A 15,511-nucleotide genomic window follows, 5' to 3' on the forward strand; every position below is an offset into this window, starting at 1 on the left:
GAGATCACGCGCCTTTAGGCCATCATTCCTGTCCGTAAGCGTTACGGACTCGTTGCCCACAGCTCAGCATGTTTCTGCACCAGGGTGATCAGCGACCCGCCGTCGGCGACGAAATCACGCATGCGCTGCGCCTCGCTTTTACCCTGTTTCAACATCAGGCCAATCTCCTGAATCGCGCTTGTCGCCCCCAGCTTTTCGGCTGACGGGGCGACGCGCTCCAGCAACCATGCGATATCCTCTGCAATGGTCTTCTGCTCACCGCTGTGAACATCCGTCAAAATGCCCGCCAGACCGTAGCGGCAAGCTTGGAAGCGATTGAACCGATACAGTAGAAAATCCTGCTCCTGATGTTTGTAAGGCCGGGTGGTCAGCAGCCAGTGCGAGGTGGCCTGAATCAGACCCGCGATATTAATGGCATGGCCCAGCGTCAGGGGGGTGTCCATTACCCGCACCTCCACGGTGCCGAAATGGGGGCTGGGGCGGATATCCCAGTGCAGATCTTTGATGCTGTCGATCATGCTGGTGGAGCTAAGCCGGCGGAAAAGCCCTTCGAACGCCTGCCAGTTAGGTGCCCAGGGCATCAGGCCGTTATCCGGGAAGCCTGAAAAGATATTCAGCCGTGATGAAGCAAACTGGGTGTCGGTGCCCTGCATATAGGGCGAGGAGGCCGCCAGCGCAATAAAGTGCGGCACAAAGCGGGATAAACCGTGCAGCAGATAGATAGCGTCGTCACCGGTGCGGCACCCCACGTGCACATGCTGCCCGAAGACCGTCGCCTGTAAAATCAGGTAGCCAAAGCGCTCCAGGGTGACGTTATAACGCTCGTCGTCGCACACTTCCTGGCGTTGCCATTTCTGGAAGGGGTGGGTACCACCGCCGCAGATCTGCACATGATGCTCGCTGGCTGCTCGCAGAATGGCCTGCTGGATAGCCGAAAACTGTGCGGCGGCCTGGTCAATGCTCTGGCACACGCCGGTGGCAATTTCGAGCATGCTTTCGGTGATATCGTGTTTGACTTCACCGGCCTGGATCTCGTTTTCAACCGCGGCAATCAGCGCGGAGGAGTCCTGGCTAAGGTCATAGCCCGGTGGGTTGACCACCTGTAGCTCCAGTTCAATGCCAAGCGTGAAGGGTTCAGAGGCGTGGAAGTCAGGTAAAGGCATGGCACACTCCGTTGTCAGGTATCATTTCAGTATAGACAACGCAGGCGGTTCGCCCTCGCTGGTCAGTTGCCGGTATCGGCACACCCCGGCTACTCACCGCGTTTTGCCGGGGCGCGTTTCATCCCGCCTTGATCTTCACTGACCGTCATTGCCGATTTTTTCTCTCCTTGTCTCCCCATAGCCTCAAAACCCATTGTGCTTTACACTGCGCGCTGCAAAAATTGAGTTATGAACGATCAGACAGGCGGTAAAAGCGATGAACGGAACAATCACAACGTGGTTTAAAGATAAAGGCTTTGGATTTATCAAAGATGAGAACGGTGACAACCGCTATTTTCATGTGATTAAGGTCGCTAACCCTGATCTGATCAAAAAAGATGCGGTGGTGACCTTTGAACCGACCACCAATAACAAAGGCCTCTCGGCGTATGCCGTGAAGGTGATCCCCGAAAGCAAATACCTCTTTATTGCGGGCGAGCGTGTGAAGCTTACCTCGATCAAATCTTTCGTGGTCTTCAGTGAGGATGAACCTGTTGAGACCGGGATCGATAAAGAGAACGCGGTGCTTTCAGTAGGGATCCTGATGAGCAATATCAGGCCAAAAGCGGATAAGAAGCCAGGCGAAATGCGCGCCGTGAAGAAGCTGGCCATCACCACTTTCCAGAACACAACGCTGATCTTCACCGAAGATGAGATCGACATCGATGCCACGGTGAAGCTGCTGAAGTGATCCTGTGCCGAAATTCTGCAGCAATGAGAAGCAGAATTTCGGCTTTATAGGTTGTCTCTGCACTTACTGTGCCGCGCCGGACGACTCCTTCACAAATTCCTCCAGCATCCACACCATGTCATGCAGTAGCCCCGTAAGTGAACTCTCCACGCTGGCTGGCAACGTTCCGCCCAGAACGGCCTGCGTCAACGCCAGGGCATAATCCACCTGAACGGTTATCTCCTGCCAGCACGCCGGCACGCTGGTGCTGAATCTTTCACCTTCGATCAACTGCGCAATCAGTTCCGGGGAAGGCTCGCTCGTGTCGCACTCCCGCATCTGCCCAAGGGTTTGCAGCAGCTTTTCGCAGAGGGCTTTACGCGTGTCGTGCGCGTCGGTCTCCTTCAGCACGCTAACCAGTGCCGCGCTGATATCAGCCAGTTCGGGAAGTTCTGCCGTCGTGGCAAGCGGCGTATCGATCAGTTGCTGAACTAACGCGTTAGTGGATGAGGCGTAAACGTATGTCGATTTTGTTGTCATGTCGTATTCCTTCTCTATAAAAGCTCCTGACAGCGAAATTTTCTGTGCTCGTGAGGGGTAGCACTGACGGAGGTAGGAATACCGTACACGACAAAACGGCCAGCCAACCGGCTGCTCCGCCAGCGCTACCGCGATTTTAACGGCGTGGCAAAGTGAATGTCGTGTCATCCTGTCTGGGTTCCTACACCCGGTTGCAGAGCGCCCGCAACTCAGGCACTTTACGGCCCCGCCCTGGCAAATAACAGTCAAAACCGCGAAATGCACCCGCTAACTTTTCGATTTGCGAGGCGCTTTCCAGAATGTCGGGATCCAGGCGTAAAAATCCTCTGTTCGCCTGCTTTTTATCCTGATATAACAAAGTCTTTACATTTCAAAGGGGGGGGCACCGTGCCGGAAATTAATGAATTTGGTCAGACTGTTAATGACGTCGTTCCCGGCTGGAATGGCGCACGCGTTTTACCCCGCTCGCTTCTGCCAGGACGCTTCTGCCGACTGGAGCCGCTGGATGCCGCCCGCCACGCCGTCGATCTGTTTGAGGCTTTTGCGCTGGGTGATGGCAGCGACTGGACGTGGATGGCCAGTAACCTGCCGGAAAGCGTGGAGGTCACCCGACACTGGCTGCTGGGCAAAGTCATGGACGATGCCCTGGTGCCCTATGCGGTGATTGATACCCGCACGGACCAGGCCGTGGGGGTAGTGTGTTACATGGCGATCGACCGCCAGATGGGAACGGTAGAAATTGGTCACGTGACCTGGTCGCGTAAAATGCGTCACAGCCCGATGGGTACCGAAGCCATCTGGCTGCTGTTGAAAAATGCTTTCGCGCACGGCTATCGTCGGCTGGAGTGGAAGTGCGACTCAATGAACGTGGTCTCGCGCCGGGCCGCCGAACGGCTGGGGTTCACCTGGGAAGGGCGGTTGCGACAAAAAATTGTGCGCAAGGGCCGAACGCGCGACAGCGATATGCTTTCGATTATCGATGGTGAGTGGCCAAAAAAAGAGGCGGCGCTGTGTGCCTGGCTGGCGGCGGAGAATTTTGACGGGGAAGGGCGGCAGATTAAAAAACTGGAAGCGTTTCGCGAATAATCCCCCTCTCCAGTGAGGAGAGGAGGAGAGGTGAAGGACGACTTACCGGCGAACCGGTGCGCCGTTCGCCACATAATAGGCTGCCGTGCTTTTCGCCAGCGGCTCGCGCCCGCGGATCGCATCAGCAATTTTCTCGCCAATCATAATGGTGGTGGCGTTCAGGTTGCCGGTGATGATTTGCGGCATGATCGACGCATCCACCACGCGTAACCCTTCCAGCCCGTGAACACGGCCTTCGCCGTCTACCACCGCCATCTCGTCGTAGCCCATCTTGCAGGTGCCGCACGGGTGGAAGGCGGTTTCAGCGTGGTTACGCACGAACTCGTCCAGCTGCTCGTCGGTCTGGCACTCCACGCCCGGGCTGATTTCCCGGCCACGGTATTTGTCCAGCGCGGGCTGGTGCATGATCTCGCGGGTGATGCGGATCGCGTCGCGGAACTCCTGCCAGTCCTGTTCATGGGACATGTAGTTAAACAGGATCGCCGGATGCTGATGCGGGTCGCGGGATTTGATCCGCACGTGCCCGCGGCTCGGCGAGCGCATGGAGCCGACGTGACACTGGAAGCCGTGCTCTTTCACCGCGTTCGAGCCGTTGTAGTTAATCGCTACCGGCAGGAAGTGGTACTGAATGTTCGGCCATTCGAACTCCTCGCGGCTGCGGATAAACCCGCCCGCTTCGAAGTGGTTGCTTGCGCCCACGCCGGTGCCGCCAAACAGCCACTCCGCACCAATCTTCGGCTGGTTCCACCACTGCAGGGCAGGGTAGAGGGAGACCGGCTCTTTGCATTCGTACTGGAGATACATCTCCAGGTGATCCTGCAAGTTCTCACCCACGCCGGGTAAGTCATGCACCAGCGGAATGTCGAACTGCTTCAGCAGTTCAGCGCTGCCCACGCCGGAGCGTTGAAGGATCTGTGGAGAGGCAATCGCCCCCGCGCACAGCAGCACTTCTTTATTCGCCGTTGCTTTCGACGGGATAGTGCTTTCGCCCTCCAGCCACTCGACGCCCACCGCGCGTTTGCCGTCAAAGATAATGTGATCGGTCATGGCGTGAGTGCGGATGGTCAGGTTCGGGCGCGGCTTCGCCTGGTCCAGATAGCCGCGCGCGGTGCTGGCGCGTCGACCCTGCGGCGTGACCGTGCGATCCATCGGCCCGAAGCCTTCCTGCTGGTAGCCATTGAGATCGTCGGTGCGCGGATAACCCGCCTGCACGCCCGCTTCTACCATCGCCTCGAACAGCGGGTTCACGCCCGGTTTAGAGGTGGTAACGCTCACCGGACCGTCGCCGCCGTGGTAGTCATTCGAACCCACGTCGCGGGTCTCCGCCTTGCGGTAGTAGGGCAGGCAGTTGAGATAGCTCCAGTGCTCCAGCCCGGTTTCCTTCGCCCAGTTATCCAGATCCATGGCGTTACCGCGCACGTAGCACATGCCGTTGATTAGCGATGAGCCGCCCAGACCTTTACCGCGTCCGCACTCCATGCGACGGTTGTTCATATACGGCTCTGGTTCGGTTTCATACGCCCAGTTGTAGCGCTTGCCCTGCAGCGGAAACGCCAGCGCGGCGGGCATCTGGGTGCGGAAGTCAAAACGGTAATCCGGGCCGCCCGCTTCAAGCAGCAGCACGGTGGTGTTCGGATCTTCAGTCAGTCGTGTTGCCAGCACGTTGCCGGCAGAGCCGGCTCCGATAATGATGTAGTCAAATTGCAAATAAACCTCCCGGTTAAAATATGGACTGGAATTTAGCCATCTCAACCTGGATGGACTTCACCTGGGTATAGCTCTGGAGCGTCATCACTCCGTTCTCGCGGCCAATGCCGGAGTGTTTATAGCCGCCGACCGGCATCTCTGCGGCGGATTCACCCCAGGTGTTGATCCAGCAGATGCCCGCTTCGAGCTGATGAATGGCGCCGTGGGCGCGGTTCAAATCGGCGGTGACGATGCCCGCCGCCAGCCCGTAGTCGGTGTCGTTGGCGCGACGAATCGCTTCCTCGTCGGTTTCATAGGTGAGGATGGACATCACCGGCCCGAAGATCTCCTCGCGCACGATAGTCATCTCGTCGGTGCAGTCGGTGAACACGGTCGGGGCCACCCACGCACCGTTGTCAAAGCCTTCACCTTTCAGCACGTCGCCGCCGCACAGCACGCGCGCGCCTTCCTCTTTGCCTTTGGCGATGTAGCGCAGCACGTTTTCGCGGTGCGGGAAGCTGACCAGCGGGCCGAAGTTGGTGTTTTCATCGAACAGGTCGCCCGCATGGATGCGGCCCACGCGCTCGACAATTTTCTGCTCAAATGCGGCTTTAAATTTTGCAGGCACAAACACGCGGGTGCCGTTAGTGCACACCTGGCCGGAGCTGAAGAAGTTGGCCATCATGGCGATGTCTGCCGCAAGATCGAGATCCGCATCATCGAAAATAATCAGCGGTGATTTGCCGCCCAATTCCATCGTCACCTCTTTCAGGGACGAGGCAGCCGAGTTCGCCATCACCTTTTTGCCGCTGGCGACGCCGCCGGTAAAGGAGACCTTCTCGATGCCCGGATGTTCGGTCAGGAACTGGCCGGTTTCCGCGCCCACGCCCGGCAGGACGTTAAACACGCCGTCCGGCAGACCCGCCTCGGTATAAATTTCGGCAAGTTTCAGGGCGGTGAGCGGAGTAACCTCACTCGGTTTGAAGATCATTGCGTTGCCCGCCGCCAGCGCCGGGGCAGATTTCCACAGGGCGATCTGAATGGGGTAGTTCCACGCGCCGATCCCCGCCACCACGCCCAGCGGCTCGCGACGGGTGTAGACGAATGAGGTATCGCGCAGCGGGATCTGGCTCCCTTCCAGTGCCGGGATCAGGCCCGCATAGTACTCCAGCACGTCCGCGCCGGTGACGATGTCGACGGTGCTGGTTTCAGAAAACGCTTTACCGGTATCGAGGGTTTCCAGCTTCGCCAGTTCGTCGTTACGTTCGCGCAGGATCTCCACGGCGCGGCGCAGAATGCGCGAACGCTCCATGGCGGTCATCGCTGCCCAGATTTTTTGCCCGCGCTGTGCGCTTTCAACCGCGCGGTCGACATCCTCGCGCCCGGCGGCCTGTACGGTCGCCAGAACTTCGCCGTTGGCCGGGTTGATGGTCTCGAAGGTGCGACCGCTGGTGGCCGATGTATAACCACCATTGATATAAAGCTGCTGTTCTGCCATTCGGGACATAATTTCTCCTCGGTTAATCGGTCGGTAAATGCTGGCTAATAAAGTGGCTGGTGAGCGACTGGGCCAGGTTTTTGTCCAGCGGTTTGCCGCTCAGTGCGGCGCGTAGCCACAGCCCGTCAATCAGGGCCGCCAGTCCGTATCCTGCCTCCTGCGCCTGGTCACGCGGCAGTTCACGACGAAACTCGTACACCAGATTCGACAGCAGGCGGCGGCTGCTCACCTGCTGCAATCGATAAAGCATCGGCTGGTGCATACTGCTCGCCCAGAAGGCCAGCCAGGCTTTCATCGCCGCGCTGCTTACCTGGGTTTCATCAAAGTTGCCGCCGACAATCGCCTGTAATCGCTGCTCCGCGCTGCCGTTGGGCAACGCATGTAAACGGCTTAATACCGCATCGCGCAGCTGGCCGGTAATGTCGCGCATGGTCGCTTCCAGCAGACCGTTTTTGTCTTTGAAATAGTGACTGATGATCCCCGTGGACACGCCCGCCCGACGGGCGATCTGCGCGATGGTCGCATCGTGCATGCCCACCTCATTTATTGCTTCCAGCGTGGCGTCGATCAGTTGCCTGCGCCGGATTGGCTGCATCCCCACTTTGGGCATTTTTGCCACTCCATTCATCAGCGTTTGTAATACATTAAAGCGGTTTTTGATTGGACGTTCAATATAAAATGTGTCTTAATTGTTGCGGATTTGGATTTCAATAGTTACAAAAACAGTGGGGATACTGGATGACAGACCTTTCACAAGACAGAGAAAAAGACAAAATCAACCCGGTCGTTTTTTATACTTCCGCCGGGCTGATTTTGTTGTTTTCCCTGACGACGATCTTCTTTCGTGATTTTTCTGCCGAGTGGATTGGGCGCACCCTCAACTGGGTGTCGAAAACCTTTGGCTGGTACTATCTGCTGGCGGCGACGCTCTATATCGTCTTCGTGGTGTGCATTGCCTGCTCGCGCTTCGGTTCGGTGAAGCTCGGGCCGGAGCAGTCAAAGCCCGAGTTCAGCCTGCTGAGCTGGGCCGCGATGCTCTTTGCCGCAGGCATCGGCATCGATTTGATGTTCTTCTCCGTAGCCGAGCCGGTCACGCAGTATATGCAGCCGCCGGAAGGGGCGGGGCAGACCATGGAGGCTGCGCGCCAGGCGATGGTCTGGACGCTGTTCCACTACGGCCTGACCGGCTGGTCGATGTACGCTCTGATGGGGATGGCGCTCGGATACTTCAGCTATCGTTATAATTTGCCCCTGACCATCCGCTCTGCCCTCTATCCGATTTTCGGTAAAAAAATCAACGGGCCCATTGGACACAGCGTAGATATTGCGGCGGTGATCGGTACCATCTTCGGCATCGCTACCACGCTGGGTATCGGTGTGGTGCAGCTTAACTACGGGCTGAGCGTGCTGTTTGATATCCCGGATTCGATGGCGGCCAAGGCGGCGCTGATTGCGCTGTCGGTGATTATCGCCACCATTTCTGTCACCTCCGGCGTGGATAAAGGGATCCGCGTGCTCTCCGAGCTGAACGTCGCGCTGGCGTTGGGGCTGATTCTGTTCGTGCTGTTTATGGGCGACACCTCGTTCCTGCTTAACGCGCTGGTGCTGAACGTTGGCGACTACGTGAACCGCTTTATGGGCATGACGCTGAACAGCTTTGCCTTTGACCGCCCGGTGGAGTGGATGAACAGCTGGACGCTCTTCTTCTGGGCGTGGTGGGTGGCCTGGTCGCCGTTTGTTGGCCTGTTCCTGGCGCGTATTTCGCGCGGACGCACCATTCGCCAGTTCGTGCTGGGGACGCTGATTATCCCGTTCACCTTTACCCTGCTGTGGCTCTCTGTGTTCGGCAACAGTGCCCTGCACGAGATTATCCATGGCAATGCGACCTTTGCTCAGGAGGCGATGGCGCACCCGGAGCGCGGTTTCTACAGCCTGCTGGCGCAGTATCCGGCGTTCACCTTTAGCGCCTCCGTGGCGACCATTACCGGCCTGCTGTTCTACGTCACCTCGGCGGATTCCGGTGCGCTGGTGCTGGGGAACTTCACCTCGAAGCTGAAGGACATCAACAGCGACGCGCCAAACTGGATCCGCATCTTCTGGTCGGTCGCTATTGGCCTGCTGACGCTCGGCATGCTGATGACCAACGGCATTTCCGCCCTGCAGAACACCACGGTGATCATGGGGCTGCCGTTCAGCTTTGTGATCTTCTTCGTGATGGCCGGGCTGTACAAATCGCTGAAGGTGGAAGACTACCGCCGCGAAAGTGCCAATCGCGACACCGCCCCGCGCCCGATGGGCTCGCAGGACCGCCTGAGCTGGAAGAAACGTCTGTCGCGCCTGATGAACTACCCGGGCACGCGTTACACCAAACAGATGATGGAGACGGTCTGCTTCCCGGCAATGGAAGAGGTGGCTCAGGAGCTGAAGCTGCGCGGCGCGCGCGTCGAGCTGAAAAGCCTGCCGCCGGAGGAGGGCGAAACCCTGGGGCACCTGGATCTGCTGGTGGATATGGGCGACGAGCAGAACTTTGTTTACCAGATCTGGCCGCAGCAGTATTCCGTGCCCGGCTTTACCTATCGGGCCCGCAGCGGGAAATCAACCTACTACCGGCTTGAGACGTTCCTGCTGGAGGGCAGCCAGGGCAATGACCTGATGGATTACAGCAAGGAGCAGGTCATTACGGATATTCTGGACCAGTATGAACGGCACCTGAACTTTATCCACCTGCACAGGGAAGCGCCGGGGAACAGTGTGATGTTCCCGGATGTGTAAGCTGGAGTGTTAAAATAAGAGCGGCGCCATGCGTAAGTGTGGTGCCGTTTTTTTTGGCGTAAGCGCCAGGCACCACGAAAAACGGTATGTGTTTGGGGTTAGGGATGAATGGCTAATCTGTGCCAGAAGCGGACTTTCGGGGCACAGTCAGTGCCCGCTGATTTCTTATCATAAATTTCCGGGACTGCCAGAGTGGCAACTTTGTCAAAGCATTCCGCTTTGATCATATCGTTGCCAGCAAAAGACTTATCGATAAGGGTTAACCATGCCTATGTTTCAATAATAATTCGGAATGCGTACTCAGTGGTCAAACCGATTACAGAGAACGCAGTCCCTCAGGTAAATCAGCCCTCAGGTATCCAACGTTGTTCTGTCGCTTCTTCATCGTAACGTACACCGGCTGGAAGGGATATTAGCTCAATTAATATGCCAAACGGCGTCATGCCGAACCACGTCTGGTTACCTTTACCCTCTTCCTGTGCGAAACAGTCTGACGGCCCGTCGAACATTTGCGCTCCGTGTAAACGCATGTTGGCAGCAGTCTTATGGATATCATCAGTATACAGCGAGAAGTGATTAATTCCCGGCTGGCCAGGATTGGCAGAATGTTCCTGAACAGTGGGGGAGGTCTGAAACAGTTCAACGTTACAACCGTTAGCCAGACGTAACATGGCTAACCCGGTAAGGTTCATTTCAGCGGGAAAACCATTCAGAGGGGACATTTTATCTCCTGTTATGGTCTGATCCGGATTGTCAGGCGGCACTAACCCCAATGCCAGGTAACGACGCGACACCAAAAACCAGCAATATCAGGTCAGTTCGTTCAGCCATGTTCACGGATGCCAGAAACGGCGCAATGTAGGTATAAAAGATGTTGTGCGCCAGTACGAACGTCAGTACCACAAATAACACCGGGCGGACGCCTGCAAGCGTCAAAATCTGTCTCAGCGGCAGGCGTTTACCCGCAGCCAGCCCCGCAAAATCAGGCACCCGGATACGCACCCATACCATCAACCCCACCGCCATCACGCTCATGATACCGAAGCACATGCGCCACCCGATCAGGCTGCCAAGAAGAGTGCCGGCAGGCACGCCAAGCGACAGAGCAAGTGGAGTGCCGACCATCGCTATGGCAATAGCCCGGCCTTTCTTTTCGTCTGGCACCATACGTGCGGCATAGCCAGCCAGCAATGCCCAAACGAGCCCGGCTGAAACGCCGGCCAGGAACCTTGCCGCCATCGTAATGACATAATTACCAGAGAACGCTGTGACGGTATTTGCGACAACAAATCCTGTCAGCGCGAGCAGTAATAACGGGCGGCGACGCATGCCCTGCGTGGCGGTAATCAGAGGGATAGCAGCCACCAGCGATCCGACAGCGTAAAGCGTAACGAACTGTCCGGCCAGCGCGCCCGAAATATTCATGCCAGCACTAATCTGCGGCAACAATCCCGCAGGGAGAGCTTCTGTCACAATGGTAATGAACCCTGCGAGGGCGAGCGCCAAAAGCGCGGCAATGGGGAGCCGATCATGTTCAGCATTTTGACGCTGAGTGAGAGTTGAATTAGTCATAGTTGTGCCTTGCTGCGCGGCGGAGCCCCGTCTTTGTTACCCGGGGCCGCCAGAGGAAGTGGGTAGCAGCCATAATGCGGGTGTTACTTATTCAGGACAATAATGCTAATGTTCAAAACATATCGGACAAATATTCTTAAGTGTTGTTAATGATGGAATCACTGAGTGGTATTACCTTTTTCGTGCAGGCAGCAGAAGCGTTGAGCTTCTCCGGGGCCGGTCGAAACCTTGGCGTTTCTTCATCAACGGTAGGCAAAAGCGTCTCCCGGCTGGAAGAGCGGCTGGGCGTCCGCCTGTTTCACCGCAGCACGCGTAGCATAAGGCTCACCGCTGAGGGCGGTCTGTTCCTTGAACGATGCCGCCGCATTCTGAGCGAAGTGGAAGCCGCCGAGCTGGAGCTTTCTGAAACCAGACTACAACCCCGCGGGCGCTTGCGTATCAGTATGCCTCTTGTTGGTATGCTGGTGATGCCTGCCATAACCGCCTTCATGCATCGTTATCCCGAGGTCGAGCTGGATGTGGATTTTTCGGATCGCATGGTAGATGTGATTGAAGAGGGATTCGATGTAGTGATGCGTACCGGTGAACCGGCTGATTCACGCCTTATGTCACGCACGCTGGGCAACTATCAACTAAAGCTGGTTGCTTCACCGGGCTATCTGGAAGCGTTCGGGGTACCCGAAACCCCTAACGATCTGATCCAGCATGCCTGCCTGCACCACAGATTTCCTAGTACGGGCAGGCTTGAACCCTGGCCGCTGAAAACATCCTCTGATACACCGGTCGTAAGCCCACCAGTAACGATGATATGCAACACCTCGGCCGCACTGATGGACGTTGCCCTGGCAGGGCTGGGCATAGCCTGCCTGCCGGATTTCATGATTCGGCCCTCTCTGGCGACAGGCCAACTTCAGCTCGTCCTTGATCAGCATATCGCGCATCAGGGTACGTTCAGATTGTTATGGCCCTCAAGTAAGTTTCTCTCACCCAAAATACGCGTGTTCATCGACTTTATGGCCGAAACGCTTTTTCGGGACGAGGATGAGACCTAATAAGTCTGCATGGGCATTTGGGGGGATCGCTTGCGAATGCAGTATCCGCTTTTTGCTCACAGCGGACGTTGGCTCACAACCTGGCTTGCTTTGCGCCAGAAGCGGAAGTTTATTTACCCCAACTGTCGAAAGGTGAATCATTGCGTTAAGGCTTTGTTTGCGTATCTGTCCCAGAAACCGGTCATTTTGAATAGGCGGGGCGTTCAGAAACGCCAGTAATCGACTTGCCTATAGCACTTATCAGAGAGGGTATACGACACCTTCGTGTCCGTATGTATAACGCTTTCCCTGTGTTATTGTGCCAATAAGTGCATGGGTAAATTAAGGATGAGATATGTCCCGATTTAATTATATGAGTGACGACTACTTATCGACAGTATTTGCCGATGAGTCATTTACTTGTGATTGCTGTAAAAAAATTAGCAATGCTAAATATATCGGCCCCCAATATTCCACGGCGGATAATGATGCCAGCCTGTGCCCGGATTGCATTCAAACTGGTGAGGCTGTTCAATCCGGCTTAGTCGATTTTTTTAATGAAATAGATCCTGAATGTGTCGATGAGAACGTCTCGAGTGAAATTTCTTGCCGCACACCGGGCATCTTTACCTGGCAAGATCAGGAGTGGGCTACGCATTGTAATGACGCGTGTGAATTTCATGGCGATGCTACTGCTCAGGATATAATTAAAGCAGATGAAAAAACTATCCAAATCTGGATGGAAAGATACGACCAAAGCCGGAATGACTGGGATACCTTTATGAGCGGGTATCAACCCGGAGGAGATCAGGGGGTTTATAAATTCTCGTGTAAACACTGCAACGCTATCGTTCTTAATTGGGATTTCTCATAGTTCCTGTGAACAAAGAGAGTTGAGTCGCCACGATACCGATATGCACGTTTGCGTTCTTTGATAAATGTTAACGTCCGCTTTTGCTCAGAGCGGACCTTCAGGGCCATCCGGGCCATATCGTGTGGCCCCTTCTGATTCCGCGAATGTTTCCTTTTCAGGGCGCGCAGGCCTTGCAATGTACTTTGCTTTATCATGATCAAAGCTTCGCTAACGCACTGGCATATTTCGGCGCCCACCGAAGCAACATGCCTCCGTCATCATTAATCTGTCCGAAATTTGACAATGGAGCGAAACATGATTGCAGTACTTTTTGAGGCAGATGCCCTGCCAGAAGCGCAGGAAAGATATCTTCAGCTCGCTTCGGAGCTGAAGCCTCTCTTATCCGACACGCCCGGCTTTATTTCAATTGAGCGTTTCCAGAGCCTGACTACACCCGGAAAAATTCTTTCGCTGTCGTGGTGGGAAGATGAGGAATCTGTAGCGGGATGGAAGCGAAATGTGATGCATCAGGCTGCTCAGACAGAAGGGAAGCAGTCGATTTTTTCATTCTACAGAATACGGGTAGCCAGCGTACTCCGTGATTACTCTTCAGATAAGGGAACAAATCAGCATGTATGACATTCACGTTATTCTCAAAAATAGCCCGGGTTCCCTTGGTTCACTGGGGAGTGTATTGGGCGAAAACGGAGTGGGACTTGAAGGCGGTGGCGTATTTACAGGAGCAGAAGGCGGGCACGCACATTTCCTGGTTGAAGACGGTGAAAAAGCCCGCAGGGTGCTGACTGAAGCCGGTTTTGAAGTCCGCAACCTGTGTCGTCCTCTGGTAAGAAAGTTACCTCAGGAACGGCCCGGAGAGCTGGGAGAAATAGCGAATACAATTGCCCGGAACGGGATCAATATTCTGGTACAGTACAGTGACCATAGTAACCGGCTCATCCTCATTACGGATGATGATGCCCGGGCAGCTGAAGTAACCCAAAAATGGGCAATACCTTCTGAATGAACCTCGTTAAAACAAAGCACGACAGTGAGCCAGATGATGTCCTTGAAACATCCATGGCAATGGTGGCTTTTGCGTTGTCTGACCCGTCCAGGGTCAGCATCCTGTGCGCCCTGATGGACGGGCGCGCATGGACAGCCACCGAACTTAGCGTAGTGGCTGATATAGCAGCCTCGACAACCAGCGGGCACCTAAACCGGCTTCTTACCAACGGTCTGGTTATTTGCCTGACGCAGGGGCGTCATCGCTATTACAGCCTTGCGGGACATCATATCGCCGGACTGCTGGAAAACCTGATGGGTGTGTCCATGCGTACTCGTAAGGCTCCTGCCTGTAGTACACCGCACTCTCTTCGTTATGCACGCACCTGCTATGACCATCTGGCAGGCGAGCTTGCTGTCAACATTTATGAGTGTATGCTGCGGGAAAAATGGCTGGAAGCCGACGGCTCGGCACTGACGTCAGCCGGCAAAATACATTTTGAGAAAATGGGCGTCGTACTGAATTCACGCTCGCGCCGCAAGCACTGTTGCCCCTGTCTGGACTGGAGTGAACGACGTTCCCACCTCGGCGGTAATGCTGGCTCGGCACTGCTTACGCTTTTTCTTGAAAAAGAGTGGATAACGCGTACACCGGGATATCGTGAAGTGAAACTAACCGATTCAGGCAAGGTCGCCATGTATCGGCTGTTTGGGCTTAAAATTACCTGATTAAAGAGGATTGTCATGTGCATATTTTGGCAATTTATGATTCATCGTAATAACTTCGCTGATGTTATTCGGCAATCGACGAGCGCCAATATACATTCTCTTCCAGTATACATTCCTTAAAGACGAACGGGTGACACCCTTACTGACTGACGCGTGAATAAACTTATTATTGGTATCATAAAAACCAACATGGAAGCCATTTTTAATTTTGAAGAAAACAAGATCTCCCGCACGAAGATTTTTTTTATCAACCTTTACCCCCATATGAATAAGATCATGAGTGGTAACACGTTTCATAGGAAGGTTGAACCTGTCTTTAAGGGTTCTCCATACAAACCCGGAGCAATCGACACCATCAATATCAGTCCCTCCCCACTGATAGGGAGCCGTACGCCAGGTGTTCAACTGATCGTGCAGCGCAGCCACGACAGGAATTAAATCCGGGGAATAATGACTGTTAGATTTGATAAGAGATTTATTGTTATTATTTTTTACATTATGAACTCTTTTCTCACTGCAACCGGAAATAATCGCTACGACTAAAAGAATAACTAATTTAATACTTATAAGTTTCATAAACATTTATACAGGTAACCGGAATGTCATACTAACCCGACAGAAGGATTACCCCTGTATATAATGTGAGCAACTTACTCTACATTACAAAATTCATAACTTGTTAATGTTTTTCAGTTATCTTTCTCGTTACTGGTATTGTCATGGCCTTTCAGCAGGCTAATTTCGCGCTTCCTCTGGCGTCGCACGTATTCCTTCCACGCCAGTACCGTCATGCTGAACTCCCATCGCTCTCGGCCATAAGCCGTGGTTTATAGGGCTGGGTTGCAAGAGAGTTAGTCAACAATAAACAGT

General features: G+C 54.8%; 15 protein-coding genes and 1 pseudogene. 8 read left to right on the top strand and 8 right to left on the bottom strand.

Annotation, left to right across the window (positions count from 1 at the left end; translation table 11 throughout):
• Positions 1-41 precede the first annotated feature (41 nt).
• Entirely contained in the window at positions 42-1,163 is a 1,122-nt protein-coding gene (locus JZ655_RS05105; RefSeq protein WP_207293157.1) for a YbdK family carboxylate-amine ligase, read from the bottom strand.
• A gap of 256 nt (positions 1,164-1,419) precedes the next feature.
• On the opposite strand from JZ655_RS05105, the gene JZ655_RS05110 reads away from it, so the two are divergent.
• A complete protein-coding gene (locus JZ655_RS05110) occupies positions 1,420-1,893 on the top strand; it encodes a cold-shock protein (RefSeq protein ID WP_207293158.1) in 474 nt (157 codons plus the stop codon).
• 63 nt (positions 1,894-1,956) lie between these two features.
• On the opposite strand, the gene JZ655_RS05115 is transcribed toward JZ655_RS05110, so the two are convergent.
• Positions 1,957-2,412: a hypothetical protein gene (locus tag JZ655_RS05115; protein WP_207293159.1), complete on the bottom strand. Its 456-nt coding sequence runs from the start codon at positions 2,410-2,412 to the stop codon at positions 1,957-1,959.
• Between the two features lie 387 nt (positions 2,413-2,799).
• Here JZ655_RS05115 and JZ655_RS05120 point away from each other — a divergent pair, with 387 nt between their 5' ends.
• A complete protein-coding gene (locus JZ655_RS05120) occupies positions 2,800-3,498 on the top strand; it encodes a GNAT family N-acetyltransferase (protein WP_207293160.1) in 699 nt (232 codons plus the stop codon).
• A 42-nt stretch (positions 3,499-3,540) separates the two neighbouring features.
• On the opposite strand, the gene betA is transcribed toward JZ655_RS05120, so the two are convergent.
• The 3 genes from betA to betI are packed head-to-tail and all read right to left on the bottom strand — an operon-like array spanning position 3,541 to position 7,292.
• Complete coding sequence (betA, locus tag JZ655_RS05125) at positions 3,541-5,205, bottom strand: choline dehydrogenase (protein WP_207293161.1); 1,665 nt, start codon at positions 5,203-5,205, stop codon at positions 3,541-3,543.
• A 13-nt stretch (positions 5,206-5,218) separates the two neighbouring features.
• Entirely contained in the window at positions 5,219-6,691 is a 1,473-nt protein-coding gene (gene betB / locus JZ655_RS05130) for a betaine-aldehyde dehydrogenase (RefSeq protein WP_207293162.1), read from the bottom strand.
• A 13-nt stretch (positions 6,692-6,704) separates the two neighbouring features.
• Positions 6,705-7,292 carry a transcriptional regulator BetI gene (gene betI, locus JZ655_RS05135; RefSeq protein WP_207293813.1) on the bottom strand — a complete coding sequence of 196 codons (588 nt, stop codon included), beginning with the start codon at positions 7,290-7,292 and terminating at the stop codon, positions 6,705-6,707.
• Between the two features lie 128 nt (positions 7,293-7,420).
• Between betI and betT the strand changes: the two genes are divergently transcribed.
• Complete coding sequence (gene betT / locus JZ655_RS05140; protein ID WP_046884374.1) at positions 7,421-9,454, top strand: choline BCCT transporter BetT; 2,034 nt, start codon at positions 7,421-7,423, stop codon at positions 9,452-9,454.
• Positions 9,455-9,798: 344 nt separating this feature from the next.
• Here betT and JZ655_RS05145 read toward each other — a convergent pair whose 3' ends face one another.
• Together JZ655_RS05145 and JZ655_RS05150 are read right to left on the bottom strand one after the other, a co-directional pair.
• Positions 9,799-10,176 carry a VOC family protein gene (locus tag JZ655_RS05145; protein WP_207293163.1) on the bottom strand — a complete coding sequence of 126 codons (378 nt, stop codon included), beginning with the start codon at positions 10,174-10,176 and terminating at the stop codon, positions 9,799-9,801.
• Between the two features lie 43 nt (positions 10,177-10,219).
• Positions 10,220-11,026, bottom strand: a pseudogene (locus tag JZ655_RS05150) (MFS transporter); the annotation flags it as partial.
• Positions 11,027-11,178: 152 nt separating this feature from the next.
• Here JZ655_RS05150 and JZ655_RS05155 point away from each other — a divergent pair.
• The 5 genes from JZ655_RS05155 (at position 11,179) to JZ655_RS05175 (ending at position 14,641) form a co-directional block, all read left to right on the top strand.
• Positions 11,179-12,078, top strand: a complete 900-nt coding sequence (locus JZ655_RS05155) for a LysR family transcriptional regulator (RefSeq protein ID WP_207293814.1) — start codon at positions 11,179-11,181, stop codon at positions 12,076-12,078.
• Between the two features lie 334 nt (positions 12,079-12,412).
• A complete protein-coding gene (locus JZ655_RS05160) occupies positions 12,413-12,931 on the top strand; it encodes a CbrC family protein (RefSeq protein ID WP_207293164.1) in 519 nt (172 codons plus the stop codon).
• Between the two features lie 294 nt (positions 12,932-13,225).
• Positions 13,226-13,549: an antibiotic biosynthesis monooxygenase family protein gene (locus JZ655_RS05165; RefSeq protein ID WP_046884365.1), complete on the top strand. Its 324-nt coding sequence runs from the start codon at positions 13,226-13,228 to the stop codon at positions 13,547-13,549.
• Positions 13,542-13,934: an amino acid-binding protein gene (locus tag JZ655_RS05170; RefSeq protein ID WP_207293165.1), complete on the top strand. Its 393-nt coding sequence runs from the start codon at positions 13,542-13,544 to the stop codon at positions 13,932-13,934. The genes JZ655_RS05165 and JZ655_RS05170 overlap by 8 nt, the downstream gene beginning before the upstream one ends.
• Positions 13,931-14,641 carry an ArsR/SmtB family transcription factor gene (locus tag JZ655_RS05175; protein WP_207293166.1) on the top strand — a complete coding sequence of 237 codons (711 nt, stop codon included), beginning with the start codon at positions 13,931-13,933 and terminating at the stop codon, positions 14,639-14,641. The genes JZ655_RS05170 and JZ655_RS05175 overlap by 4 nt, the downstream gene beginning before the upstream one ends.
• Here the strand turns inward: JZ655_RS05175 and JZ655_RS05180 are convergent, their stop codons facing one another.
• Positions 14,642-15,217 (bottom strand): C40 family peptidase, encoded by a 576-nt coding sequence (locus JZ655_RS05180; RefSeq protein WP_207293815.1) that lies wholly within the window; start codon positions 15,215-15,217, stop codon positions 14,642-14,644.
• Positions 15,218-15,511 lie beyond the last annotated feature (294 nt).

This window comes from Leclercia pneumoniae, assembly GCF_017348915.1.
GTDB lineage: Bacteria > Pseudomonadota > Gammaproteobacteria > Enterobacterales > Enterobacteriaceae > Enterobacter > Enterobacter pneumoniae.

Coding starts and splice junctions, on each gene's coding strand:
- JZ655_RS05165 (WP_046884365.1), top strand. CDS start 13,226: ATGATTGCAGTACTTTTTGAGGCAGATGCCCTGCCAGAAGCGCAGGAA.
- betT (WP_046884374.1), top strand. CDS start 7,421: ATGACAGACCTTTCACAAGACAGAGAAAAAGACAAAATCAACCCGGTC.
- JZ655_RS05110 (WP_207293158.1), top strand. CDS start 1,420: ATGAACGGAACAATCACAACGTGGTTTAAAGATAAAGGCTTTGGATTT.
- JZ655_RS05170 (WP_207293165.1), top strand. CDS start 13,542: ATGTATGACATTCACGTTATTCTCAAAAATAGCCCGGGTTCCCTTGGT.
- JZ655_RS05145 (WP_207293163.1), bottom strand. CDS start 10,176: ATGTCCCCTCTGAATGGTTTTCCCGCTGAAATGAACCTTACCGGGTTA.
- JZ655_RS05155 (WP_207293814.1), top strand. CDS start 11,179: ATGGAATCACTGAGTGGTATTACCTTTTTCGTGCAGGCAGCAGAAGCG.
- JZ655_RS05175 (WP_207293166.1), top strand. CDS start 13,931: ATGAACCTCGTTAAAACAAAGCACGACAGTGAGCCAGATGATGTCCTT.
- betB (WP_207293162.1), bottom strand. CDS start 6,691: ATGTCCCGAATGGCAGAACAGCAGCTTTATATCAATGGTGGTTATACA.
- JZ655_RS05105 (WP_207293157.1), bottom strand. CDS start 1,163: ATGCCTTTACCTGACTTCCACGCCTCTGAACCCTTCACGCTTGGCATT.
- JZ655_RS05160 (WP_207293164.1), top strand. CDS start 12,413: ATGTCCCGATTTAATTATATGAGTGACGACTACTTATCGACAGTATTT.
- JZ655_RS05180 (WP_207293815.1), bottom strand. CDS start 15,217: ATGAAACTTATAAGTATTAAATTAGTTATTCTTTTAGTCGTAGCGATT.
- JZ655_RS05115 (WP_207293159.1), bottom strand. CDS start 2,412: ATGACAACAAAATCGACATACGTTTACGCCTCATCCACTAACGCGTTA.
- betI (WP_207293813.1), bottom strand. CDS start 7,292: ATGCCCAAAGTGGGGATGCAGCCAATCCGGCGCAGGCAACTGATCGAC.